Here is a 23,150-nt window from a genome sequence, read left to right on the forward strand (position 1 = left end):
AACCCGTGGAGCAACCATGACAACAACAAGCACCCCGAACGCGCGCTGGACGCGGCGTCGCGACGAGAAACAGCGGCGGCTCGGGCTGGTTTCGCACTACGCAGACGGGGCTGTGTTGCCCGGCGACAGGATCGTCGAAGCACTCGAAGCACTGATCCTGCCCGGCGACCGCGTGGTGCTGGAGGGCAATAACCAGAAGCAAGCCGATTTCCTCTCCCGCTCGCTGGCCAAGGTCGACCCCGCCAAGCTCCACGATTTGCACATGATCATGCCCAGTGTCGGCCGTTCCGAGCACCTGGACCTCTTCGAAAAAGGCATCGCCCGCAAGCTGGATTTCTCCTTCGCCGGCACCCAGTCCCTGCGCATCAGCCAGTTGCTCGAAGACGGCCTGCTGGAAATCGGCGCGATCCACACCTACATCGAACTCTACGCGCGCCTGGTGGTGGACCTGATCCCCAACGTGGTGCTCTCGGCCGGGTTCATGGCCGACCGCGCCGGCAACATCTACACCGGCGCCAGCACCGAAGACACCCCGGCGCTGATCGAGCCCGCCGCGTTCAGCGATGGCATCGTCATCGTGCAGGTCAATCAGTTGGTGGATGACGTCACCGATCTGCCCCGTGTCGACATCCCCGCCAGTTGGGTGGATTTCGTGGTGGTGGCCGACAAACCGTTCTACATCGAACCGCTGTTCACCCGCGACCCGCGCCACATCAAGCCGGTGCATGTGCTGATGGCGATGATGGCGATCCGTGGCATTTACGAAAAACACAACGTGCAGTCGCTCAACCACGGCATCGGTTTCAACACCGCCGCTATTGAGTTGATCCTGCCCACCTACGGTGAATCCCTGGGCCTGAAGGGCAAGATCTGCCGCAACTGGACCCTCAACCCGCACCCCACGCTGATCCCCGCCATCGAAAGCGGCTGGGTGGAAAGTGTGCACTGCTTCGGTACCGAGCTGGGCATGGAAAACTACATCGCCGCCCGCCCGGATGTGTTCTTCACCGGCCGCGACGGCTCGATGCGCTCCAACCGGATGTTCAGCCAGCTTGCCGGCCAATACGCGGTGGACCTGTTCATCGGCGCCACCCTGCAAGTGGACGGCGACGGCCATTCCAGCACCGTCACCCGTGGCCGCCTCGCCGGTTTCGGTGGTGCGCCGAACATGGGCCACGACCCGCGCGGTCGTCGCCACGGCACTCCGGCGTGGCTGGACATGCGCCACGGCGACGCGCCCGAAGCGTTGCTTGAACGCGGCAAAAAACTCGTGGTGCAAATGGTCGAGACCTTTCAGGAAGGCGGCAAACCCACCTTCGTCGACACCCTCGACGCGGTGGACGTGGCGCGCAAAAGCGGCATGCCCCTGGCGCCGATCATGATCTACGGCGATGACGTCACCCACTTGCTCACCGAAGAAGGCATCGCCTACCTGTACAAGGCGCGCTCCCTCGAAGAGCGCCAGGCGATGATCGCTGCCGTTGCCGGGGTCACCGTCATCGGCCTGCGCCATAACCCCAAAGACACCGCGCGCATGCGCCGCGAAGGCTTGATCGCGTTGCCCGAAGACCTCGGTATCCGCCGCACCGACGCCACCCGCGAGCTGTTGGCCGCCAAGAGCGTGGCCGACCTGGTGGACTGGTCCGGTGGCCTGTACAACCCGCCCGCCAAATTCAGGAGCTGGTAAATGCGCGCCCTCAAACTGCATGAACTGAGCCTGGCCGATCGCCTGGCCGATCTGGCCGTCGATGCGCTGATCGATGAAGCCGACCTGTCGCCCAAACCCGCACTGGTGGACCGTCGTGGCAACGGCGCTCACCGCGATCTGCACCTGGGCCTGATGCATGCTTCGGCGTTGTCGCTGTGGCCGATGTTCAAGGCCATGGCTGAAGCGGCGCTGGAGTGCGGCGAGGTCGGCGTGCCGCTGCGCGAAGCCCTCGGCCGTATCGGCCGCGAAGGCGAGCAGGCGATGCTCGTCACCACCGATGGCGTGAACACCCATCGCGGGGCGATCTGGGCGCTCGGCCTGCTCACCGCTGCCGCCGCGCTGGAGCCACGCGCCCTCACGCTGAACGCCGCCCGACTGGCCCTGCTCAACGACCGCTACGCGCCGCACACCGCAAGCCACGGCGCCTTGGTTGCTCAGCGCTACGGCGCACGCGGCGCCCGTGAAGAAGCCCAGCTCGGCTTCCCCTCGGTGATGCAACGCGGCCTGCCGCAACTGCGCAAAAGCCGCCAGCAGAACACCGGCGAACAGAACGCGCGTCTGGATGCCTTGCTCGCGATCATGACGGACCTTGGCGACACCTGCGTGCTCTACCGCGCCGGCCTTGAAGGCCTGCAGGCGATGCAGCAGGGCGCCCAGGCCGTGCTCGACGCCGGCGGCAGCGCCAGCCTCGCCGGGCGCCGCCAGTTGCACGCACTCGACCAGCAACTGCTGGCGCTGAACGCCTCCCCCGGCGGCGCCGCCGACCTGCTGGCCGCCTGCCTGTTTATCGACCGCCTCGACGGAGCACTGTGATGGAAACCTTGTCCTTTGAATTCCCCGCCGGGCAGCCGCCCAAAGGCCGTGCACTGGTGGGCTGCGTCGGCTCGGGCGATCTGGAAGTGCTGCTGGAACCGGGCACGCCCGGCACGCTGAACATCCAGGTGCAGACCTCGGTGAACGGCGCGCAGCTGCGTTGGCAGCACCTGTTCGAACGCATCTTTCAGGAACACACGCCGCCGGCGTTGAACATCGATATCCACGATTTCGGCGCCACCCCGGGCGTGGTGCGCCTGCGTCTGGAGCAGGGCTTCGAGGAGATCGGCCATGACTGACCTGCTCAACAAGCACAGCTTCGTCGAACTCGGCGCCCGGCAGCGCGCCAGGGCGCTGCTCGACAGCGGCACGTTCCGAGAACTGATCGATCCGTTTCAGCGCGTCATGTCCCCGTGGCTCAGCCGGCAGGGCGTGGTGCCCCAGGCCGATGACGGCGTGGTGATCGCCAAGGGCCGCATCGCCGGTCTGCCGGTGGTGATCGCCGCCATTGAAGGCAATTTTCAGGGCGGCAGCCTCGGTGAAGTGGGCGGTGCCAAAATCGCCGGGGCGCTGGAGCTGGCGGCTGAAGACAACCGCAAGGGCATCGAGACCCGCGCCGTATTGCTGCTGGAAACCGGTGGCGTGCGTCTGCAGGAAGCCAACCTGGGCCTGGCCGCGATTGCCGATATTCACGCGGCGATTGTCGACCTGCGCCAGTACCAGCCGGTGATCGGCGTGGTGGCGGGCAGTGTCGGCTGTTTCGGCGGCATGTCCATCGCGGCCGGGTTGTGCAGCTACCTGGTGGTCACCCGCGAAGCACGCCTGGGCCTGAATGGCCCGCAAGTGATCGAACAGGAAGCGGGCCTGGAGGAATACGATTCCCGCGACCGTCCGTTTATCTGGAGCCTGACCGGCGGCGAGCAGCGTTTCAACAGCGGCCTGGCCGACCGTTATGTGGCCGACGATGTGGCGCAGATCCAGCAGACCGTCACCGCGCTGTTGCAGCAAGGCGTGCCCGCGCAACAACGCAGCCGACAGGCCGAGCATTACCTGGCGCGCTTGAACGCGCTGGACGCCACCCCGCAAATCGAGCCGGCGACGGTTCGCGCGCTGTATCAGGGAGAGCGCTCATGAGAGGGTTGCAATGGTTTAACGCACTGAGCACGGGCGCAACAGTGGTCGAAGGCTTGCCGGCCTCGCTGAAAGTCGCTGACGGCGTGTTGGGTGGGCAGCCGGTGCGCTTTATTGCCGTGGTCACCGACCCGGATAACCGCTTCCCCCGTGCACGCAATGGCGAGGTCGGCCTGCTGGAAGGCTGGGGCCTGGCCAAGGCGGTGGACGATGCCATCGCCCGTGGTGACCAGCGCCCGATCATCGCCATCGTCGATGTGCCGAGCCAGGCCTATGGCCGCCGCGAAGAAGCCCTCGGCATTCACCAGGCCCTGGCCGCCGCCGCCGACAGTTATGCCCGCGCACGCCTGGCCGGGCACCCGGTGATCGGGCTGCTGGTGGGCAAAGCCATGTCCGGCGCGTTTCTCGCCCACGGCTACCAGGCCAACCGGCTGATTGCCCTGCGCGATCCGGGCGTGATGGTGCATGCGATGGGCAAGGCTTCGGCCGCGCGAGTGACGTTGCGCAGCGTCGAAGAACTCGAAGCCCTGGCCGCCAGTGTGCCGCCCATGGCTTACGACATCGACAGCTTCGCCAGCCTTGGCTTGCTGTGGGAGACTCTGTCGGTCAGCCAAATCGAACAGCCCACGGCGGACGATGTGGCGCGGGTCGGCGACTGCCTGCTCAAGGCCATCAGGGATGTAGACGGCCGTGACTTGAGCGGTCGTCTGGGCGCCAGCAATCGCGCCGCTTCCAGCCATGTGCGCCAGTTGCTGCGGGAGCAATGGTGAACGCCCACGACCTGCTCTGGGGCATGACCCCGGCGCAGTTGCCCGCGGACGCCCCGGCCTGGGCGGTGGAAGCCATCAGCGCCGGCCATCCGGTGGTGGTGCGCCGCGCGCTCGTCGCGCCGGGCCATGTGGCGGTCGGGGTGCGCGGGCGTTTGCGTGAGCAGCGTTTTGCCACGGTGATGCCCCTTGCGCAGGTGACCCGGCGGGTGGTGCCGGAAGCGCTCGGCGCCGTGGTTTCGCCGCGGGATCTCCCCGCGCTGCGTGCGCTCGAGCACCTGCGCCCACTGTTGGGTCAGCACGCCTGGGGCGTCGCCGGCAGCGCCGGGTTTGAATTGGCGACCGGCATTGAAGCGCTGCATGCCCACAGCGATCTGGATTTGATTCTGCGCAGCCCCGAGCGGCTTGAACGCGGCGATGCACAGCGCCTACTGGCCGTCCTCGACACGGCGGTATGTGCCGTGGACCTGCAACTGCAAACCCCGTTCGGTGCGGTGGCCCTGCGCGAATGGGCTGGCAGATCGCGCCGCGTGCTGCTCAAAACCTGCGGCGGTGCGCAGTTGGTTGCCGACCCCTGGCAGGCCGTGGCATGAGCAGCCTGCTGGTGTTTCCGGGGCAGGGCGCGCAACGGCCACGCATGCTTGAGCAACTGCCCGCCGCTGTGCTGGACGAGGCCAGCGCCGCCCTGGGTGAAGAGGTGCGCCAACTCGATTCGGCGCAGGCCCTGGCGTCGACCCGCGCCGTTCAGCTGTGCCTGTTGATCGCAGGCGTCGCCCACGCACGGCGGTTGCAGCACACGCCGGATTACGTGGCGGGCCTGTCCATTGGCGCCTATCCGGCAGCGGTGATCGCCGGGGCGCTGGACTTTGCCGATGCGCTCAGGCTGGTGGCCCTGCGCGGCGAACTGATGCAGAACGCTTATCCACAGGGCTACGGCATGACCGCGCTGATCGGCCCCGAGTTATCCACCGTCGAAACCCTGCTGGCCGAGATTCACAGCGCCGAAACACCGGTGTACCTGGCCAATATCAATGCCGATAACCAGACCGTCATCGCCGGCAGTGACGAGGCCATGCAGCGCGTCGCCCAGCGCATCAAGGGCAACGGCGTGGCCAGGCGCCTGGCCGTCAGCGTGCCGTCCCACTGCGCGCTGCTTGAACAACCGGCCCAGGCGTTGGCGCAGGCGTTCGTGCCACTGAACAGACCGCGCATCACCTACCTGAGCAGCACCCGCGCGCGGCCGATCCACAACCCCGAGCAGTTGCGCGACGACCTGGCTTTCAACATGTGCCGCATCGTCGACTGGCGCGGCACCGTGCAAAGCGCCTACGAGCGCGGCGTGCGCCTGCAGATCGAACTGCCCCCCGGCGCCGTGCTCACCGGCCTGTCACGCCGCGTGTTTGACCAGGGCACGGTGATCGCCTGCGAAGGCGCGCGCCTGGACACCCTGCAGGCCCTGCTGCAAGAGGAGGAACGCCGCCACCGATAAAGCACTACCCAAGGCTTTCGAAGCACAACAACAAAAACTTTCGAACGAGCACTTTGAGGACAACAACAATGATTATCTACGGTGTGGCATTGCTGGCGATCTGCACGCTGGCGGGCGTGATCATGGGCGACATGCTGGGCGTGTTGCTGGGCGTCAAATCCAATGTGGGCGGAGTGGGGATCGCGATGATCCTGCTGATCTGCGCGCGATTGTGGATGCAAAAGCGCGGCGGCATGACCAAGGATTGCGAGATGGGCGTGGGTTTCTGGGGCGCCATGTACATCCCCGTGGTGGTGGCGATGGCAGCGCAGCAGAACGTGGTCACCGCCCTGCATGGCGGGCCGGTGGCGGTGCTCGCGGCCATCGGTTCCGTGGTGGTGTGCGGATGTACCATCGCCCTGATCAGCCGCACGCACAAGGGCGAGCCGTTGCCGCCCGAAGAGCCGTTGATCCTCGCTGCGGGAGGTCGCTGACATGTGGGACCTCATCGAGAAAGGCCTGGAACACAACGGTCTGATTACCGCGTTTGCCTTCGTCGGCGTGGTCATGTGGATTTCCGTGGTGCTGTCCAAACGCCTCACGTTCGGGCGCATTCATGGTTCGGCGATTGCTATCGTCATCGGCCTGGTGCTGGCCTGGGTGGGCGGCACGTTGACCGGCGGGCAGAAGGGCCTGGCGGACCTGGCGTTGTTCTCCGGCATCGGCCTGATGGGCGGCGCAATGCTGCGCGATTTCGCCATCGTCGCCACCGCGTTTGAGGTGCAGGCCACCGAAGCGCGCAAGGCCGGGATGATCGGTGTGATCGCGCTGCTGCTGGGCACGATCCTGCCGTTTATCGTCGGTGCGAGCATGGCCTGGGTGTTCGGCTATCGCGATGCGGTCAGCATGACCACCATTGGCGCGGGCGCCGTGACTTACATCGTCGGCCCGGTCACCGGCGCGGCGATTGGCGCGACCTCGGATGTGATGGCGCTGTCGATTGCCACCGGGTTGATCAAGGCGATTCTGGTGATGGTGGGCACGCCGGTGGCGGCGCGCTGGATGGGGCTGGACAACCCGCGGTCGGCGATGGTGTTTGGTGGGCTGGCCGGCACGGTCAGCGGGGTGACGGCGGGGCTGGCGGCGACGGATCGGCGGTTGGTGCCGTATGGGGCGTTGACCGCGACGTTCCATACCGGGCTTGGGTGTTTGCTGGGGCCGTCGTTGTTGTACTTCATTGTGCGGGGGTTGGTGGGCTGAATTCGAGGTGGGTGGTGGCTGGTCTGGCGCTATCGGGAGCAAGCCCCCTCCCATACTTGACTGCATTCCAGCACGAGTACGCGGTCAACCTGTGGGAGGGGGCTTGCTCCCGATAGCGGTGTCTCAGGCTGGCAGCTGCCGATTGGCATACATCCGACACTCCGCCAGCAGGGCGAGCAAGTTCGGATCGCGCTCCTTGGCCTTCAAGAACACCACCCCAATCTGCTGCTGCAACCGGTACCTGGGTTGCAGCGGTATCAGCTTCACGCGGTTCTCGTACACCGCCGCAATCCGCCCGGGCAGCAGGGCATAACCCACGCCGGAACTGACCATGCTCAGCAAGGTGAAGATGTCGTTGACCTGCATCGCCACCTTCGGCTCGAACCCCGCCTGCTTGAACACCCGGTTGCCATCCTGGTGGGTGGCGAAGCCCTGGGTGAGGGTGATGAAAGTGGCGTCGCGCACATCGGCCAGGTCGATCTCCTGCTCGCGGTCGAAGGGTGAATCCGCGGGCGTGGCGAGGAAAATGTCGTCGGAAAACAGCGCGATCTGCTCGCAGTCGGGGTCGTTGGCGTGTTCGTCGAGGGAGATGAGGATCGCGTCCACCTCCATGTTCTTGAGCTTGTAGAGCAGGTCGAAGTTGGAGCCCAGGATCAGGTCGATGTTGAGTTCGCTGCGGCGGATTTTCAGGCCCATGATCAGTTGCGGCACGGTCTTTACGGTCAGCGAGTAGAGCGAGCCCAGCTTGAAACGCTCGGCGGAGAAACCGGCGGCTTCGCGAGTCAGGCGCACGCTGTCGACCACGTCGGCCACCAGTTTTTGTGCGCGCTCTTCGAGTACGTAGGCACTTTCCAGCGGCGTAAGGTTGCGCCCCTCGTGCTTGAACAGCGGGCAGCGCAGGGCGTTTTCCAGGGAGTGAATGGCGCGGTGCACGCTGACGTTGCTGGTGTGCAGCTCGGCGGCGGCGCGGGCCAGGTTGCCGGTGCGCATGAACGCCAGGAAGATTTCCAGCTTCTTGAGGGTGAATTCTTCGTCGATCAGCATGGCCGTGGCTCGGGTTCGAATGCCCTCGATTGTGCCTGCAAAAGCGCAGCGCTCCCAGCCAGGAACAACACACAGCACTTGCACTCTGATGCGCAAGGCTGGACGCTTGCCAGCCTGTTCTTTTGGCTGACGGGAGGTTTACGACAGATGTACCACGGAGAACGATTCAACGCCTGGAGCCATTTGCTTGGTGCGGTCGCGGCGTGTATTGGCGCTGTGTGGATGTTGGTGGTGGCGAGCCTGGACGGCAGCCCCTGGAAGATCGTCAGCGTGGCGATTTATGGCTTTACGTTGATGGTGCTGTACAGCGCCTCGGCGGTGTACCACAGCGTGCAGGGCCGGCGAAAAGAGATCATGCAAAAGGTTGATCACTTTTCGATCTATTTATTGATCGCCGGCAGCTACACGCCGTTTTGCCTGGTGACGCTGCGCGGGCCGTGGGGCTGGACGCTGTTCGGGATTGTGTGGGGGCTGGCGGTGATCGGCATCCTGCAGGAGATCAAGCCGCGCTCCGAAGCACGGATCCTGTCGATTGTGATCTATGCCGTGATGGGCTGGATCGTGCTGGTGGCGGTCAAGCCGCTGCTCGCCGCGCTGGGCACGGCGGGGTTTGCATGGCTGGCGTCGGGCGGGGTGCTGTACACCGTGGGCATTATCTTTTTTGCCCTGGAGGACCGGCTGCGGCATTCCCATGGGATCTGGCACCTGTTCGTGATCGGCGGGAGCCTGCTGCATTTCGTGGCGATCATGCATTACGTGCTCTGATCCATAGACGGCAGGAGCAAGCGCGCTTCTGCCGTTATAGCGTCGCCAACTGTTTTTGCGCCCATTGGCTGGCGATGCTCAGCAACTTCGCCAGCATATGCGGCGGCGGCTCGTCGGCCCGGGTCAGGGCGTAAAGGGTGATCGGCAGCGGCGGGGTGAGTGTGCGGATGCAGGTGGTGGCGGTGGATGCGCCAAGCGCGGTAAAGGGGTCGATAACGGTCAGGCCGGCACCGGACTCGACCATGGCGCGGGCCAGGGAGTAAGTCTGCACCGATATCGTCACGCGCGGCGGCGGGTCGACATTTTCCAGGTAACTGTCGAGCTTGGTCGCCAGTGGGTCGGCGCTGGAAAGGCCGATCAGCGGAGCGCCCGCCAGGTCGGCCAGGGGCAATGGCTGGTTCAGCTCGGCGTCGGGCCAATAACCCTTGGACGCCAGCGCCACCAGCACGCCGTTGGCGAGTACCTGGGTGGTAAGCCCCGGATGGCCGGAAAAATTCAGCGTCAGCGCCAGGTCAATCTCGCGCATCAACAGCTTCTGCACCAGCTCGCGGCTGTGGTCGCTGGACAGCTCGCAGGCGATGTCCGGGTAGTCGCGTCTCCATTCCAACACTGCCGGCGGCAACAACGACAACGCCAGTGCCGGGATCGCGCCGATACGCACGCTGTGTCCCGGCGCGCGGCGCAAACTCTTGGCCAGGCGCCGCACGCCTTGCAGGCTCGCGGTGACTTTCTCGACTTCGCTTTCCAGCGCCAGCGCCTCCGGCGTGGGCTGCAATTTGCCGCGAACCCGCAGGAACAGCGGAAAACCCAATTGCAACTCGGCGTGCTGCAAGACTTTGGTCACCGCCGGTTGCGAGACGTGCAGCAACTGTGCGGCGGCGCTGACGGAGCCGGTCTGGCGGATGGCCTGGAAGATTTCGATATGACGCAAGCGCATGGCAAGTCCATAACCTTTGTTTATAGGTGGACCATCTTTATTCATTGTCGTCAGCCTGTCACCTGCCCCTAGGCTTGAGCGCTCTTAATCAACGGCTGGGGGGGCGGTATGGCCAGGCAGGTTTGCATCATCGGAGGTGGGGTCATTGGCTTGGCGAGCGCGTATGCGCTGGTGCGTGCCGGCCATGAAGTGACCGTGATCGATGCACGCGACAGCCTGGGCAGCGAAACCAGCTTCGCCAATGGCGGGCAGTTGTCCTACCGCTATGTCGCACCCCTGGCTGATGCCGGGGTACCGCTGCAGGCGATTGGCTGGTTATTGCGTGGTGACTCACCCCTGAAGTTGCGCCCCCGGCTTGATCCACAGCAATGGCGCTGGATGGCGGCTTTTATCGGCGCCTGCCGGGGCTCGGTGAACACGCGCAACGCCGCCCACTTGCTGCGCCTGGCGACCTTGAGCCAAGGCACCTTGCAGCAATGGCGCGAGGAGGATCGCCTGGGCGATTTCGACTGGCGGCGCAACGGCAAGCTGGTGACCTTTCGCCGCGCCGCGACCTTCGCGCATGCACGCAGCAGGGTCACGGATGGCCTGCAGCAGCAGGTGCTGTCCGCTACCGATTGCACGCGCCTGGAACCGGCGCTCGCGGGTGATGATTTTGTCGGCGGGATCTATACGCCCGACGAGGAAGTCGCGGATTGTCATGCCTTTTGCCAGCAATTGGCGGCGCGGCTTGAGGCATCGGGGCGTTGCACGTTTTTGTTGGGGCGCAGGGTCACCGGCATTCGTCACACCCACGGGGCGGTGCACACCCTCGAGTTGGGTGATGAGGTGATGCCGACCGAGCATGTGGTGCTGGCGGCAGGGCATCGCAGCGCGCAATTGGGCTTGCCGGGATTATCACTGCCGTTGTATCCGCTCAAGGGCTACAGCCTGAGCGTGCCGATTGGCGCGCAGCACCAGGCGCCGAATGTGAGCATCACCGACTATGAGCGCAAGATCGTCTACGCGCGCATCGGTGAGCAACTGCGCATAGCTGCCATGGTGGATATCGTCGGTTTTGATACCAGCCTTGAGCCCAAACGGCTGGCCCTGATGAAACGCCAGGCTCTGGAGACGTTTCCGCTGGCCGGCGACTACGCCCACGCGGTCGAATGGGCCGGCATGCGTCCAGCCACCCCGACCGGCGTGCCGCTGATTGGTGCCAGTGTTTATCGCAACCTGTGGCTGAACCTCGGTCACGGCGCCCTCGGTTTTACCTTGGCCAGCGGCAGCGCCCAACTGTTGGCTGAACTGATCAACCAACAGGTTCCTTCCATTGACATGCAGGGCCTGACGCCCCGCGCCGCTTGAGGATGCCCCATGACCATCAACCGAATCAGCAGCAATGAGCGTCTCAGTGGCGCAGTCACTTTCAAGGACCTGGTGTTCCTCTCGGGCCAGGTGCCGGGGGAAGGGCAGGACGTGATGACGCAAACCCGCGAAGTGCTGGCCAAAATCGATGCGCTGTTGGCCGAGGCGGGCAGCGATAAGGATCACCTGCTGAACGCGACGATTTACCTGAAAGACATTGGCAGCGGTTTTGCGCCGATGAACGAGGTGTGGTCCGCATGGCTGTCGCCGGGGCTGGCGCCTACACGCACCACCCTGCAAGCGGAGCTGGCGCGGCCGACTGTGCTGGTGGAAATCAGCGTGATTGCCGTACGTAAATAACTCAAAGACCAACGGAGCATAACAATGAAAAGAATCCTGTTGACCGGTTGCACCCTGGGGCTTTTGTTTGGCCCGCAGGCCTATGCGACTCAAATCCCTTTGGACGGCACGCTAAGCAAGATCGCCAATGCCCGATCCATCACCCTGGGTTATCGCGATGCGTCGGTACCGTTTTCCTATGTGGGGGATAACAGCGGCAAGCCCATGGGCTATTCGGTAGACCTGGCAAGCAAGATCGTCGAGCGTATCCAGCAGAAAATCGGCGGGGCCGACCTTAAGGTGAAATACAACCTGGTGACCTCGCAAACACGTATTCCGCTGGTGCAGAACGGCACTGTCGACCTGGAGTGCGGCTCCACGGGGGTGACCGCCGACCGGCAGAAACAGGTGGCGTTTTCCTACGGGTTTATCTACGTGAAAGGCCAGTTGCTGACGGCCAAAGACAGCGGAATCAAGGGGTTTTCTGACCTCGCTGGCAAGAACGTGGTCACCACCGCTGGCACCACCAACGAGCGCTTTCTCAAGAGTTACAACGCCGAGCACGAGGCCAATATGTTTGTCATCAGCGCCAAGGACCACGGCGAAGCGTTCAAGATGCTCGAGACAGGCCGCGCCGTGGCGTTCTATATGGACGATGCGTTGCTCTACGGCGAGCGTGCCAAGGCCAGGGACCCGCATAACTGGGTGGTGGTGGGCGAGGAGCAGTCGCGAGAGATCTACAGCTGCATGGTGCGCAAGGACGACCCGCAGTTTCTCGCGGTGGTCAACGAGGCGCTCGGCGACCTGTACCGCAGTGGCGAGATCAACGGGATATACCAGCGCTGGTTCGAACAGCCGATCCCGCCGAAGGGCCTGAACCTGGAATTCCCGATGACCCGCGAGTTGAAGGCGATTATTGCCAAACCGGTGAGTGACCCGGTGGAGTGATAACCCAATCCCAATGTGGGAGCGGGCTTGATTGAGTTTGCAAGGCAGGTTAGAAGTCGCCCCATAATTGCTGGGCAACGGCCAGTGCCACCACCGGTGCCGTTTCGGTGCGCAATACCCGCGGGCCGAGGCGGGCGGCGTGGAAGCCGGCGCCTTGCGCGGTTTCGACTTCTCCATCCGTCAGCCCACCCTCAGGCCCGATCAGGAAGGCCAGGCTCGCAGGCCTCGCATGGCTGACCATCGGCTCGGCCACCGGGTGCAGCACCAGCTTCAACTCGGCCTCTGTCTGTTTCAGCCAATCGGCCAGCAACAACGGCGGATGAATCACCGGCACCGTCGAACGCCCGCATTGCTCACACGCGCTGATCGCCACCTGCCGCCAGTGCAGCAGGCGTTTGTCGGCGCGTTCGTCTTTAAGGCGCACTTCGCAGCGCTCGCTGAAAATCGGCGTGATGGCGTTGACGCCCAGCTCGGTGGCTTTCTGGATTGCCCAGTCCATCCGCTCGCCACGCGAGAGCCCCTGGCCGAGGTGGATGTGCAGGGGCGATTCAGCCTGGCCAGCGACGCTTTCGGTGAGTTGCACAGTGACGCGCTTTTTACCCACTTCCAGCAGGCTGCCCAGGAACTCCTGGCCGGAGCCGTCGAACAATTGCACGGCGTCGCCTTCGCCCATGCGCAACACACGGCTGATGTAGTGCGCCTGGGCTTCGGGCAGTTCATGCTCGCCAAGGCTCAGCGGCGCGTCGGTGAAAAAGCGGGACAGTCTCATTTCTGTTCTCTGGAAAAGGTGTGAAGGCAATCAGCCCGGATCGCGGAAGCCCGGGTGAAAATCGGTTGGCACCGCCACGCTGACTTTGCTGTTGGTCGCGATGTCGATGCCTTCGCTGGCCACTTCGGCCAGGAAGTCGATCTGCTCCGGTGTAATCACATACGGTGGCAGGAAATACACCACGCTGCCCAGCGGCCGCAACAGCGCGCCGCGCTCCAGGGCGTGCTCGAAGACCTTGAGGCCACGGCGTTCCTGCCACGGGTAGGCGGTTTTGGTGGCTTTGTCCTGGACCATTTCGATGGCCAATACCATGCCGGTCTGGCGCACTTCCGAGACGTGGGGGTGGTCCACCAGGTGCGCGGTGGCCGTGGCCATCCGCTGGGCCAGGGCCTTGTTGTTTTCGATGACGTTGTCTTCTTCGAAAATATCCAGGGTTGCCAGGGCCGCAGCGCAGGCCAGCGGGTTGCCGGTGTAGCTGTGGGAATGCAGGAAGGCGCGCAGGGTCGGGTAGTCGTCGTAGAAGGCGTCGTAGACATCATCCGTGGTGACCACCGCCGCCAACGGCAGGTAGCCGCCGGTGAGGGCCTTGGACAGGCACAGGAAGTCCGGACGGATGCCGGCCTGCTCACAGGCGAACATGCTGCCGGTGCGGCCAAAGCCCACGGCGATTTCATCGTGGATCAGGTGCACGCCGTAGCGATCGCACGCTTCGCGCAGCAGCTTGAGGTAGACCGGGTGGTACATGCGCATGCCGCCGGCGCCCTGGATCAGCGGTTCGACGATCACGGCGGCGACGGTGTCGTGGTGCTCGGCCAGGGTCTGTTCCATGGCCAGGAACATCGTGCGCGAGTGTTCTTCCCAGCTCACGCCCTCGGGGCGCAGGTAGCAGTCCGGGCTCGGCACTTTGAGGGTGTCGAGCAGCAGCGCCTTGTAGGTTTCGGTAAACAGCGGCACGTCGCCCACCGACATCGCCGCAATGGTTTCGCCGTGGTAGCTGTTGGTGAGGGTGACGAAGCGCTTTTTATTCGGCAGGCCGCGGTTGAGCCAGTAGTGAAAGCTCATCTTCAAGGCGACTTCGATGCATGACGAACCGTTGTCGGCGTAGAAGCAGCGGGTCAGGCCCTCGGGCGTCATCGCCACCAGGCGCTCGGACAGCTCGATCACCGGCTGGTGGCTGAAGCCGGCGAGGATCACGTGTTCCAGCTGATCGACCTGGTCCTTGATGCGCTGGTTGATGCGCGGGTTGGCGTGACCGAACACGTTGACCCACCATGAACTGACGGCGTCGAGGTAGCGCTTGCCTTCGAAGTCTTCCAGCCACACGCCTTCGCCGCGCTTGATCGGGATCAGCGGCAGTTGCTGGTGGTCTTTCATCTGGGTGCAGGGATGCCACAGCACCGCGAGGTCGCGCTGCATCCACTGGTTATTCAGGCCCATCGGTGATCTCCTCGAAGCGGTCCTGCGCCGGGCGCAGGCGAAACAGTCGCGCAAGCCTATGCAATGGGCGGCTGTGTCACAACCCATTACGGATGAATTGGCAGTAAACGCAGGACGGTGTGTCACGTTTATTCGGGATAGTCCTTAATCCGATGTTAATTTACTGTTCATACCCTCCAGATCGCATTTTTCGATATTTCAAAGCAAAATTTTCGGCTTTAATTCGATAGATAAATCGCTAGTCTTGGGCACAGCACTTACGGGATTAAGTACATGCAGTTACGCAATTCTCCGGCCCGTTACGGTTGGGTCAGCATGGTTCTGCACTGGGGCGTGGCCCTGGTGGTGTTCAGTCTGTTCGCGCTGGGACTGTGGATGGTCGGCCTGGACTATTACAGCGCGTGGCGCAAAGAGGCGCCGGACCTGCACAAGAGCATTGGTATCACGCTGTTCGCCATCATGCTGCTGCGCGTGGTGTGGCGCCTGCTCAGCCCGCCGCCGCCGGCGCTGGCCAGCTACAGCCGTATGACCCGTATCGGTGCCGCCTTCGGCCACGCATTTTTATACGTGGGTCTGTTTGCGGTGATGATTGCCGGTTACCTGATTTCCACCGCAGACGGTGTCGGTATCCCGGTGTTTGGCCTGTTTGAAATTCCTGCGCTGGTTTCCGGTCTACCGGACCAGGCAGACACCGCCGGCTGGGTGCACCTGTACCTGGCCTGGGTGTTGGTGGTCTTCGCCGGCTTGCATGGCGTGGCTGCGTTGAAACACCACTTTATCGATCGTGATGTGACCCTGCTGCGAATGCTGGGGCGCAAAGCCTGATGTTCAACCTCGACTCACAAGGAATAGAAAGCATGTTGAAAAAGACCCTCGCTGCTCTGGCAATCGGTACTGCGCTGTTGTCCGCAGGCCAGGTAATGGCCGCTGACTACAAGATCGACAAGGAAGGCCAGCACGCCTTCATCGACTGGAAAATCAGCCACCTGGGCTACAGCTACATCCACGGTACCTTCAAGGACTGGGATGGCTCCTTCAGCTGGGATGCCGCCAAGCCTGAAGCCAGCAAAATCGCCGTCGACGTGAAGACCGCGAGCCTGTGGTCCAACCACGCCGAGCGTGACAAGCACATCTCCAGCAAGGACTTCCTGGACGTCGCCAAGTTTGCCGATGCCAAGTTCGTGTCCACTGCCGTCAAATCCACCGGCGAGAAAACCGCTGACGTGACCGGCGACCTGACCTTCCACGGCGTGACCAAGCCCGTGGTATTCAAGGCCACCTTCAACGGTGAAGGCAAGGATCCATGGGGCGGCGAACGCGCCGGCTTCAACGCCACCACGACGCTTAACCTGACCGACTTCGGCATCAAGGGCCCAGGCCCGACGTCGCAGACTGTCGACCTGGACATCTCGCTGGAAGGCGTGAAGCAGAAGTAATTTTCTCGCCTGAATGCGTTCAGTGTGGGAGGGGGCAAGCCCCCTCCCACATTTTTGATCTGTATCACAGGCAAAAAAATGCCCCGTCTCCAAAGAGCCGGGGCATTTTTTATGGCTTTTTGAAACTTAGCGGTTGCGGGTCAGCAGCGCTGGTTTTTCACCACGAGGACGGCCTGGCAGTTGATCCAACTGCTCGGGTGTCGGAAAGCGGTCGGCTTTGGACTCCTTGTGGATAATCTTCGGCGCCGGGCCGCTGCGCGGGTTCTGCACGGCTGGCTCGGAGGAGCGTTGTGGCTCGTCACGGGCCGGGCGGCGGTTGTTGCTGCGCGAGTCTTCGCGGCGCGCCTGGCCGTCACGCGGTGCGCCGTTGCGCGGGCCGCTGCGTTTGGCCGGCGGAGTGCCGGTGGTGCCGCCGCTGCTGTTGCGCGGGCCGTTCTGGCGAGCGCCCTGCGGCTGACCGCCACGGGGAGCAGAGGCGCCAGCGCCGGCGCCTTGTGCCGGCGCACCCGGACGACGGCCACGGCCCTGGGCCGGTTTGGCCTGGGGCACGTAGTCGACGCGGTTACCGAAGTTGTCCACGTCATCGTCCAGGAACTCGTCCGGGGCGCGGTCCGACGCGGCGCGTGGCGGCTGGCTCGGCTGACGCTGTTCGCGTGCCGGCGTGCCTTCACGAGGCTTCTGCTCACGGGCCGGGCGTTCGCCACGGGCATTGGCAGGCGCTTTGTCCTTGCCGCCCTTGTCCTTGCCCTTGTCGCGACGACCACCGCCGCCACCGCCACCGTTCGGGCCATCGCCCTTGGGACCGCGTGGGTTGCGTGGATTACGCACGTCCGGACGCTCGCGCACTTCTGGTTTTTCGGCCTCTACGGCGCTCGAGTCGAAGCCCATCAGGTCGCCGTCGGCGATTTTCTGCTTGGTCATGCGCTCGATGCTTTTCAGCAGTTTTTCTTCGTCCGGTGCAACCAGCGAGATGGCCTCGCCCGAACGACCGGCGCGGCCGGTACGGCCGATACGGTGCACATAGTCTTCGTCGACGTTTGGCAGCTCGAAGTTGACCACGTGCGGCAACTGGTCGATGTCCAGGCCGCGCGCGGCGATATCGGTGGCCACCAGGATGCGCACTTCACCGGCCTTGAAGTCGGCCAGGGCTTTGGTGCGCGCGTTCTGGCTCTTGTTGCCGTGGATGGCGACGGCGGTGAGGCCGTGCTTGTCCAGGTACTCGGCCAGGCGGTTGGCGCCATGCTTGGTGCGGGTGAACACCAGCACCTGTTCCCACGCGCCGTGGGTGATCAGGTGCGCCAGCAGCGAGCGCTTGTGGCTGGCGGCCAGGCGGAAGACGCGTTGCTCGATACGCTCGACCGTGGTGTTGGGCGGCGTGACTTCGATGCGTTCCGGGTTGTGCAGCAGCTTGCCGGCCAGGGCGGTGATGTCGTTGGAGAACGTCGCCGAGAACAGCAGGTTCTGACGTTTGGCCGGCAGGCGGGCGAGGACCTTTTTCACGTCATGGACAAAGCCCATGTCGAGCATGCGGTCGGCTTCGTCCAGCACGAGGATTTCCACGTGGGACAGGTCGACGCTGCCTTGGCCGCACAGGTCGAGCAAGCGACCCGGGCAGGCAACCAGCACGTCAACGCCACGGGACATGGCCTGAACCTGCGGGTTCATGCCGACGCCGCCGAAGATGCAGGCGCTGACGAACTTCAGGTCGCGGGCATACAGCTTGAAGCTGTCGTGCACCTGGGCGGCGAGTTCGCGGGTGGGGGTCAGGACCAGTACGCGCGGTTGGCGCGGGCCGTGACGCTGGGATTTGTCCGGGTGACCGTTGGGGAACAACCGCTCCAGAATCGGGAGGGCGAAACCGCCGGTTTTACCAGTACCTGTCTGCGCCGCAACCATCAGGTCGCGACCTTGCAACACGGCGGGAATGGCCCGCTGTTGCACCGGAGTAGGCTCGGTATAGCCCGCTGCCTCGATGGCGCGGACTAAAGCCTCGGAGAGACCGAGGGAAGCAAAGGACATGAGTAATCCTGTTTTAGTTAGGGCTTGGCCCAAAGGGATAATCTTGCCGGGCGTGAATGGCGCTTAGGGGAGCGTAATCCCGTCCGGTCCTGCTGCGTCTGGCGGGCACTCCACCGGCTCGCGCGGGCTGCAAAGCTGCGCTGTAGCGGGGTTGGGTGCCTTTTTCAAGACCTCAGCGGCCGGGCGTAAGCCTGGCGGGAAGGCCGGAGTATAACAGAGCAATCACTTTACGCCGCTTTCCTGCTGCTCAACGGTGCCTTGCGCTGCCGAAATAGCCTGAACTCCGGCATATTTGGCGCTCAGGGCGGCGTAGGCGGGCTCCTGTTTGAAGCGTTTGAGCTCGGCGGCGAAGCGCTGTACCAGCAGGTCCATGCCCGCGCCACGGCGCACGGCGAGAAACTGTGGCTGGCGGTTGACCACCAGCGGTGCCTGGCTGACCTTGTCCTGCAACGCAAGATTCTTGATCAGGTGTTGTCCTACGCGGCGGTCGGTGATTGCCAGGTCGATGCGCCCGAGCAGCAGTTTGCCGAAGTTGGCTTCATGGCTTGCGGCGGGCTCGCGGTTGAACTGCGGGGCGTCGTTGAAGCTGTCCGCGTAGAGATAACCCGGCGACGTACCCACCGTCAGCCCGGCGAGATCATTCAGGGAGTTGGCGGGGTGCGGGCGGTCGTTGGCATAGAACAACACGAACTCCACGGTCGACAGCGGTTCGCTGGGGTAGAGCAGTTGGGCGTCGCGCGCATGATTGCGAAAAATATCCAGCACGCCGTCGGCGTGGCCCTGCTCGAGCATCGCCAGGCAGCGCTTCCACGGCAGGAATTGCCACTGCACTTCCACGCCCAGGCGCTCGAACACAATCACCGTGGTTTCGTAGTCGAGCCCGCGCATGGTGCCCTTGTCGTCGTACACATAGGGCGCCCAGGGCTCGGTGACAATGCGCAGTGTCTCGCCGTAAGCGGCCAGGCTCAGGCAAGTAAGAAGGGCAGCGCTCAACAGCTTGAAAAGGACAGGCATGGCCTGAGGTTACGATGCTCCAGCGCTAAAGAAAAGCGCTGGCACGGGCATTTGCGGCGAGGGCTATTTGCCGGGTGTCGTCATCAGGTGTTGATAGATTGCCGAACGCCGCTCGCCCAGAATCAGGCGCACCACAGGGTTGGCGAACCAGTGTTCAAGCTGGTGGGCGTCAATCGGGCGTTTCTGGCGCTCTTCCTGATTCTGCCGCGCCTTGTCCCACCAAACCGGGCCACACGCCTGGTCGAATTCATTCTCGTGTTCGTAGCAACCGTAGAGAATTTCGCGGATGAACTGTTGCTGATGCTTGGGCAGCACCAGCGTGATCAACTTGTACATCAGGCGTTGCAGGCGTGGCGGGCGTGGCAGGTGGGCGGACACCTGGCGCGTGTCGGCCAGCGCCTGGGCACTGGTGGGCGCCGCTGCGTGCTTGGCAATCCACGCCTTGACCTTGGCCCGGAACAGTTGTTTGCGGCTCCAGTAATGGTGGATGAGGTCGGGGCACTCGCGCACATTCACGGTGCGGTAGGCGGCAATCGACAGGCAAAACTCTTCCAGGGTGTAGGCGCCCTGGGCGTGGGGGAACAGCTCGTCCATCAGTTCAATCGAGCGATCCAGCACCGCCGCGTCCTGCCGGGTCAGGCCCATGACCCCGGAGTTGAGGGTCATCATGTCATCGTCCGCCACGCCCATCTCCAGCAGACGCTGGTGCAGGGCGGTGTAGAGAATGCTTTCGTGGTTGTCGCCGTATCGGGTGTAGAAGGCGTTGCACAGCAGGGTGCCGGGCTGCACGCGTTCGAACAGGGCCAGGGGCGAATGGTGGAAGAAGGTGTCGGTGTCGATCAGCATCGCCACCGGCGACTCTTCGAGCACCTGGCGCAATACCACGTGCTTGGTGCGAAAGTGGTAGCCGTGAGGCTCGCTCCAGCGTTTGCGCGTGGCGTCGTCCAGCGGACGCACGCGCACCGGCAGCAGGCGATAGGGCTCGGGGTTGTCGCTGAATACCTGGATATCCACGGCGTCCGGGGTGGCCTGCAGAAACGCCAGCGCGCTGGCGATGCTGAAGACGGCTTCCTGGTGGTAGGTCTCGGAGCCGAAGACCAGGTACACCAGTTGCGGGCGGGAAGACGGGGACGCTGTATTCATGGACGACGGGGTTCCGTGGGCAGGTAAAACGTCAAAGGCCCTCGTAAAGACGAGGGCCTTGGCACGGTCGGGCAACCTTCAGCGCGGCAGCTTGAGGTTGTTCCAGATGGCCAGGCTGGGCTCGGTCTGGTTCAGGGTATAGAAGTGCAACCCTGGCGCGCCACCTTGCAACAACTGTTCACACATCTGGGTGATGACCTGCTCGCCGAACGCCTGGATGCTCTTGACGTCGTCGCCGTAGGCTTCCAGTTGCTTGCGCACCCAGCGTGGGATCTCGGCCCCGCAGGCGTCGGAAAAACGCGCCAGCTTGCTGTAGTTGGTGATCGGCATGATGCCCGGGACGATCGGGATGTTCACGCCCATGGCTTGAACACGCTCGACAAAGTAGAAGTAGCTGTCGGCGTTGAAGAAGTACTGGGTGATCGCGCTGTCGGCGCCGGCGTTGGCCTTGCGCACGAAATTCTGCAGATCGTCTTCGAAGTTGCGCGCCTGGGGATGCATTTCCGGGTAAGCCGCCACTTCGATGTGGAAGTGATCGCCGCTTTCCTCGCGAATGAAGCTCACCAGCTCATTGGCGTAGCGCAGCTCGCCGCTGGCCATGCCCATGCCGGACGGCAGGTCGCCACGCAAGGCGACGATGCGCTTGATGCCGGCGGCTTTGTATTGGGTCAGCAGGCTGCGCAGGTCGGCCTTGCTGTCGCCCACGCACGACAAGTGCGGTGCGGCGGGAACCTTGATTTCACTTTCCAGCTGCAACACGGTGTTGATCGTGCGATCGCGGGTCGAACCGCCGGCGCCGTAGGTGCAGGAGAAGAAGTCGGGGTTGAAGCTGGCCAACTGCTTGGCAGTCGCCATCAATTTTTCATGCCCAGCATCGGTCTTCGTCGGGAAGAACTCGAAGCTGTAGCGACGGTCTTGGGACATGGGGGAGGGCTCCAGCTGCAAGTTGCAAGCTTCAAGTTGCAAGAGGGGCGGTGCGCCTGTTCTTGTCGCTTGAAGCTCACCGCTCATGGCTGCTTAAAGAGTAAGGAAGTAGCAAGCCCTCGCCGCAAGCGCCTTCACTTGCCGCTTGTAGCTAAAAAGCTTGCTGCTGCTGTCAGTACCGGTAAGCGTGCGGCTTGAACGGGCCTTCAACCGTCACGCCGATGTAGTCGGCCTGGGTTTTGGTCAGTTGGGTCACCACGCCGCCGAAGCCGCGGACCATTTCCAGGGCCACTTCTTCGTCGAGTTTCTTCGGCAGTACTTCCACGGTCAGACGCTCGGCTTTCTGGGCGGGCGACAGGTCGGCGTACTTCTGTTCGAACAGGAAAATCTGCGCCAGTACCTGGTTGGCGAACGAGCCATCCATGATGCGGCTTGGGTGGCCAGTGGCGTTACCCAGGTTTACCAGACGGCCTTCGGCCAGCAGGATCAGGTAGTCGTCGTTCTGTGGATCGAAAGCGCCAGCGCCGGTGCGGTGAACCTTGTGCACCTGCGGCTTCACTTCTTCCCATGCCCAGTTCTTGCGCATGAAAGCGGTGTCGATCTCGTTGTCGAAGTGACCGATGTTGCACACCACGGCGCGCTTTTTCAGGGCCTTGAGCATGTTCGCGTCACACACATTCACGTTGCCGGTGGTGGTCACGATCAGGTCGATCTTGCCCAGCAGGGCCTTGTCGATGCTGGCTTCGGTGCCGTCATTGACGCCATCGATGAACGGCGAAACCACTTCGAAACCGTCCATGCAGGCTTGCATGGCGCAGATTGGATCGACTTCGGAAACCTTGACGATCATGCCTTCCTGACGCAGGGACTGGGACGAACCCTTGCCCACGTCACCGTAGCCGATCACCAGGGCCTGCTTGCCCGACAAAAGGTGGTCGGTGCCGCGCTTGATGGCATCGTTGAGGCTGTGACGGCAGCCGTACTTGTTATCGTTCTTGCTCTTGGTCACCGAGTCATTGACGTTGATGGCCGGGATTTTCAGCTCGCCCTTGGCCAGCATGTCCAGCAGGCGATGCACGCCGGTGGTGGTTTCTTCGGTCACGCCGTGGACGCGGTCGAGGATGGCCGGGTACTTCTTGTGCAGCAACTCGGTCAGGTCGCCGCCGTCGTCGAGGATCATGTTGGCATCCCATGGCGCGCCATCCTTGAGGATGGTCTGCTCCAGGCACCACTCGTACTCTTCTTCGGTCTCGCCTTTCCAGGCAAATACCGGGATGCCGGCGGCGGCGATGGCAGCGGCGGCCTGGTCCTGAGTCGAGAAAATGTTGCAGGATGACCAACGCACTTCGGCACCGAGGGCAACCAGGGTTTCGATCAGCACGGCGGTCTGGATGGTCATGTGGATGCAGCCGAGAATCTTCGCGCCCTTGAGCGGCTGCTCAGCGGCGTACTTGCGACGCAGGCCCATCAGGGCAGGCATTTCGGATTCGGCGATAAAGGTTTCGCGACGGCCCCAGGCGGCGAGGGACATGTCGGCGACTTTGTAGTCGTTGAATTCTGCAGGCGTGATTACAGCGCTCATAGAGAGCCTCCATTCGTAGTGTGCGAATGGGCGCCGTTGTGCGTTTAGTATCCAGCCGTGAAACCAGGCCGGGCAACGCCCCATCCGAGCCTGACAGGGTGAACCTGCTGCAGCGCCCCTCGGACAGGTGGCGGGAGAACGGTATCAAGGTGAGATGACCGTTTTGAATCGGTGGGGATTATAGCGGTGTACGTGGCACTTCCCAAGCCTTTCCGTCGGCGGCATGCAGATCGCTCATGGGCGCGATAGGCACTGGTGCATAGAGCTTGGACGCGGGCTCTGCCATGATGCTGCCC

The 23,150-nt window shown here is 63.4% G+C and carries 24 protein-coding genes and 1 riboswitch; of the genes, 15 read left to right on the top strand and 9 right to left on the bottom strand.

Annotated features, from left to right (window positions below; genetic code table 11):
* Positions 1 to 16: 16 nt before the first annotated feature.
* From mdcA to madM, 9 genes are all read left to right on the top strand, one after another.
* Positions 17 to 1,687 (top strand): malonate decarboxylase subunit alpha, encoded by a 1,671-nt coding sequence (gene mdcA / locus ACXX81_RS24530; RefSeq protein ID WP_458572544.1) that lies wholly within the window; start codon positions 17 to 19, stop codon positions 1,685 to 1,687.
* The gene (locus ACXX81_RS24535; RefSeq protein ID WP_231423474.1) at positions 1,688 to 2,521 is read left to right on the top strand and encodes a triphosphoribosyl-dephospho-CoA synthase; all 834 of its coding nucleotides are present in this window, start codon (positions 1,688 to 1,690) and stop codon (positions 2,519 to 2,521) included.
* The gene (locus ACXX81_RS24540; protein WP_057006540.1) at positions 2,521 to 2,820 is read left to right on the top strand and encodes a malonate decarboxylase subunit delta; all 300 of its coding nucleotides are present in this window, start codon (positions 2,521 to 2,523) and stop codon (positions 2,818 to 2,820) included. The genes ACXX81_RS24535 and ACXX81_RS24540 overlap by 1 nt, the downstream gene beginning before the upstream one ends.
* Positions 2,813 to 3,655, top strand: coding sequence for a biotin-independent malonate decarboxylase subunit beta (locus ACXX81_RS24545; RefSeq protein ID WP_458572545.1), 843 nt, complete (start codon positions 2,813 to 2,815; stop codon positions 3,653 to 3,655). The genes ACXX81_RS24540 and ACXX81_RS24545 overlap by 8 nt, the downstream gene beginning before the upstream one ends.
* Positions 3,652 to 4,422: a biotin-independent malonate decarboxylase subunit gamma gene (gene mdcE / locus ACXX81_RS24550; RefSeq protein ID WP_458572546.1), complete on the top strand. Its 771-nt coding sequence runs from the start codon at positions 3,652 to 3,654 to the stop codon at positions 4,420 to 4,422. Before ACXX81_RS24545 ends, mdcE begins: the two co-directional genes overlap by 4 nt.
* Positions 4,416 to 5,012 (top strand): malonate decarboxylase holo-ACP synthase, encoded by a 597-nt coding sequence (locus ACXX81_RS24555; protein WP_458572547.1) that lies wholly within the window; start codon positions 4,416 to 4,418, stop codon positions 5,010 to 5,012. Before mdcE ends, ACXX81_RS24555 begins: the two co-directional genes overlap by 7 nt.
* Positions 5,009 to 5,908, top strand: coding sequence for a malonate decarboxylase subunit epsilon (gene mdcH / locus ACXX81_RS24560; RefSeq protein ID WP_209985874.1), 900 nt, complete (start codon positions 5,009 to 5,011; stop codon positions 5,906 to 5,908). The genes ACXX81_RS24555 and mdcH overlap by 4 nt, the downstream gene beginning before the upstream one ends.
* A gap of 68 nt (positions 5,909 to 5,976) precedes the next feature.
* Positions 5,977 to 6,381 carry a malonate transporter subunit MadL gene (gene madL / locus ACXX81_RS24565; RefSeq protein ID WP_124425307.1) on the top strand — a complete coding sequence of 135 codons (405 nt, stop codon included), beginning with the start codon at positions 5,977 to 5,979 and terminating at the stop codon, positions 6,379 to 6,381.
* 1 nt (position 6,382) lies between these two features.
* Positions 6,383 to 7,147: a malonate transporter subunit MadM gene (madM, locus tag ACXX81_RS24570; RefSeq protein ID WP_057006546.1), complete on the top strand. Its 765-nt coding sequence runs from the start codon at positions 6,383 to 6,385 to the stop codon at positions 7,145 to 7,147.
* Positions 7,148 to 7,270: 123 nt separating this feature from the next.
* Here the strand turns inward: madM and ACXX81_RS24575 are convergent, their stop codons facing one another.
* Complete coding sequence (locus tag ACXX81_RS24575) at positions 7,271 to 8,191, bottom strand: LysR family transcriptional regulator (protein ID WP_057006547.1); 921 nt, start codon at positions 8,189 to 8,191, stop codon at positions 7,271 to 7,273.
* Between the two features lie 147 nt (positions 8,192 to 8,338).
* Between ACXX81_RS24575 and trhA the strand changes: the two genes are divergently transcribed.
* Positions 8,339 to 8,956: a PAQR family membrane homeostasis protein TrhA gene (trhA, locus tag ACXX81_RS24580; protein WP_458572548.1), complete on the top strand. Its 618-nt coding sequence runs from the start codon at positions 8,339 to 8,341 to the stop codon at positions 8,954 to 8,956.
* Between the two features lie 34 nt (positions 8,957 to 8,990).
* On the opposite strand, the gene ACXX81_RS24585 is transcribed toward trhA, so the two are convergent.
* Positions 8,991 to 9,893 (bottom strand): LysR family transcriptional regulator, encoded by a 903-nt coding sequence (locus tag ACXX81_RS24585; protein ID WP_338483642.1) that lies wholly within the window; start codon positions 9,891 to 9,893, stop codon positions 8,991 to 8,993.
* Positions 9,894 to 10,001: 108 nt separating this feature from the next.
* On the opposite strand from ACXX81_RS24585, the gene ACXX81_RS24590 reads away from it, so the two are divergent.
* The 3 genes from ACXX81_RS24590 to ACXX81_RS24600 are packed head-to-tail and all read left to right on the top strand — an operon-like array spanning position 10,002 to position 12,530.
* Complete coding sequence (locus tag ACXX81_RS24590; RefSeq protein WP_458572549.1) at positions 10,002 to 11,243, top strand: D-amino acid dehydrogenase; 1,242 nt, start codon at positions 10,002 to 10,004, stop codon at positions 11,241 to 11,243.
* Between the two features lie 9 nt (positions 11,244 to 11,252).
* Positions 11,253 to 11,603, top strand: coding sequence for a RidA family protein (locus ACXX81_RS24595; protein ID WP_209985862.1), 351 nt, complete (start codon positions 11,253 to 11,255; stop codon positions 11,601 to 11,603).
* A gap of 24 nt (positions 11,604 to 11,627) precedes the next feature.
* On the top strand, positions 11,628 to 12,530 hold the full coding sequence (locus ACXX81_RS24600) for a transporter substrate-binding domain-containing protein (RefSeq protein WP_458572550.1): 903 nt from the start codon (positions 11,628 to 11,630) through the stop codon (positions 12,528 to 12,530).
* A gap of 49 nt (positions 12,531 to 12,579) precedes the next feature.
* Here the strand turns inward: ACXX81_RS24600 and ACXX81_RS24605 are convergent, their stop codons facing one another.
* Together ACXX81_RS24605 and ACXX81_RS24610 are read right to left on the bottom strand one after the other, a co-directional pair.
* Positions 12,580 to 13,299: a 16S rRNA (uracil(1498)-N(3))-methyltransferase gene (locus tag ACXX81_RS24605; RefSeq protein ID WP_458572551.1), complete on the bottom strand. Its 720-nt coding sequence runs from the start codon at positions 13,297 to 13,299 to the stop codon at positions 12,580 to 12,582.
* A 30-nt stretch (positions 13,300 to 13,329) separates the two neighbouring features.
* Positions 13,330 to 14,736 carry an adenosylmethionine--8-amino-7-oxononanoate transaminase gene (locus tag ACXX81_RS24610; protein ID WP_209985854.1) on the bottom strand — a complete coding sequence of 469 codons (1,407 nt, stop codon included), beginning with the start codon at positions 14,734 to 14,736 and terminating at the stop codon, positions 13,330 to 13,332.
* A 273-nt stretch (positions 14,737 to 15,009) separates the two neighbouring features.
* Here ACXX81_RS24610 and ACXX81_RS24615 point away from each other — a divergent pair, with 273 nt between their 5' ends.
* Together ACXX81_RS24615 and ACXX81_RS24620 are read left to right on the top strand one after the other, a co-directional pair.
* On the top strand, positions 15,010 to 15,561 hold the full coding sequence (locus tag ACXX81_RS24615) for a cytochrome b (RefSeq protein WP_209985849.1): 552 nt from the start codon (positions 15,010 to 15,012) through the stop codon (positions 15,559 to 15,561).
* Between the two features lie 32 nt (positions 15,562 to 15,593).
* Positions 15,594 to 16,172 carry a YceI family protein gene (locus ACXX81_RS24620; RefSeq protein ID WP_209985844.1) on the top strand — a complete coding sequence of 193 codons (579 nt, stop codon included), beginning with the start codon at positions 15,594 to 15,596 and terminating at the stop codon, positions 16,170 to 16,172.
* Positions 16,173 to 16,298: 126 nt separating this feature from the next.
* On the opposite strand, the gene rhlE2 is transcribed toward ACXX81_RS24620, so the two are convergent.
* The 5 genes from rhlE2 to ahcY all read right to left on the bottom strand — a co-directional run bounded on the left by rhlE2 (position 16,299) and on the right by ahcY (position 22,854).
* The gene (gene rhlE2 / locus ACXX81_RS24625) at positions 16,299 to 18,191 is read right to left on the bottom strand and encodes an RNA helicase RhlE2 (RefSeq protein ID WP_209985840.1); all 1,893 of its coding nucleotides are present in this window, start codon (positions 18,189 to 18,191) and stop codon (positions 16,299 to 16,301) included.
* A gap of 222 nt (positions 18,192 to 18,413) precedes the next feature.
* Complete coding sequence (locus tag ACXX81_RS24630) at positions 18,414 to 19,205, bottom strand: substrate-binding periplasmic protein (protein WP_231423488.1); 792 nt, start codon at positions 19,203 to 19,205, stop codon at positions 18,414 to 18,416.
* Positions 19,206 to 19,268: 63 nt separating this feature from the next.
* Positions 19,269 to 20,348, bottom strand: coding sequence for a hypothetical protein (locus tag ACXX81_RS24635; RefSeq protein WP_458572552.1), 1,080 nt, complete (start codon positions 20,346 to 20,348; stop codon positions 19,269 to 19,271).
* Positions 20,349 to 20,426: 78 nt separating this feature from the next.
* Complete coding sequence (gene metF / locus ACXX81_RS24640; protein WP_209985829.1) at positions 20,427 to 21,272, bottom strand: methylenetetrahydrofolate reductase [NAD(P)H]; 846 nt, start codon at positions 21,270 to 21,272, stop codon at positions 20,427 to 20,429.
* A 172-nt stretch (positions 21,273 to 21,444) separates the two neighbouring features.
* Complete coding sequence (gene ahcY / locus ACXX81_RS24645; protein WP_209985826.1) at positions 21,445 to 22,854, bottom strand: adenosylhomocysteinase; 1,410 nt, start codon at positions 22,852 to 22,854, stop codon at positions 21,445 to 21,447.
* A gap of 21 nt (positions 22,855 to 22,875) precedes the next feature.
* Positions 22,876 to 22,981: riboswitch (S-adenosyl-L-homocysteine riboswitch) on the bottom strand.
* Positions 22,982 to 23,150: the final 169 nt, after the last annotated feature.

It is taken from the genome of Pseudomonas sp. GNP013 (assembly GCF_054343995.1).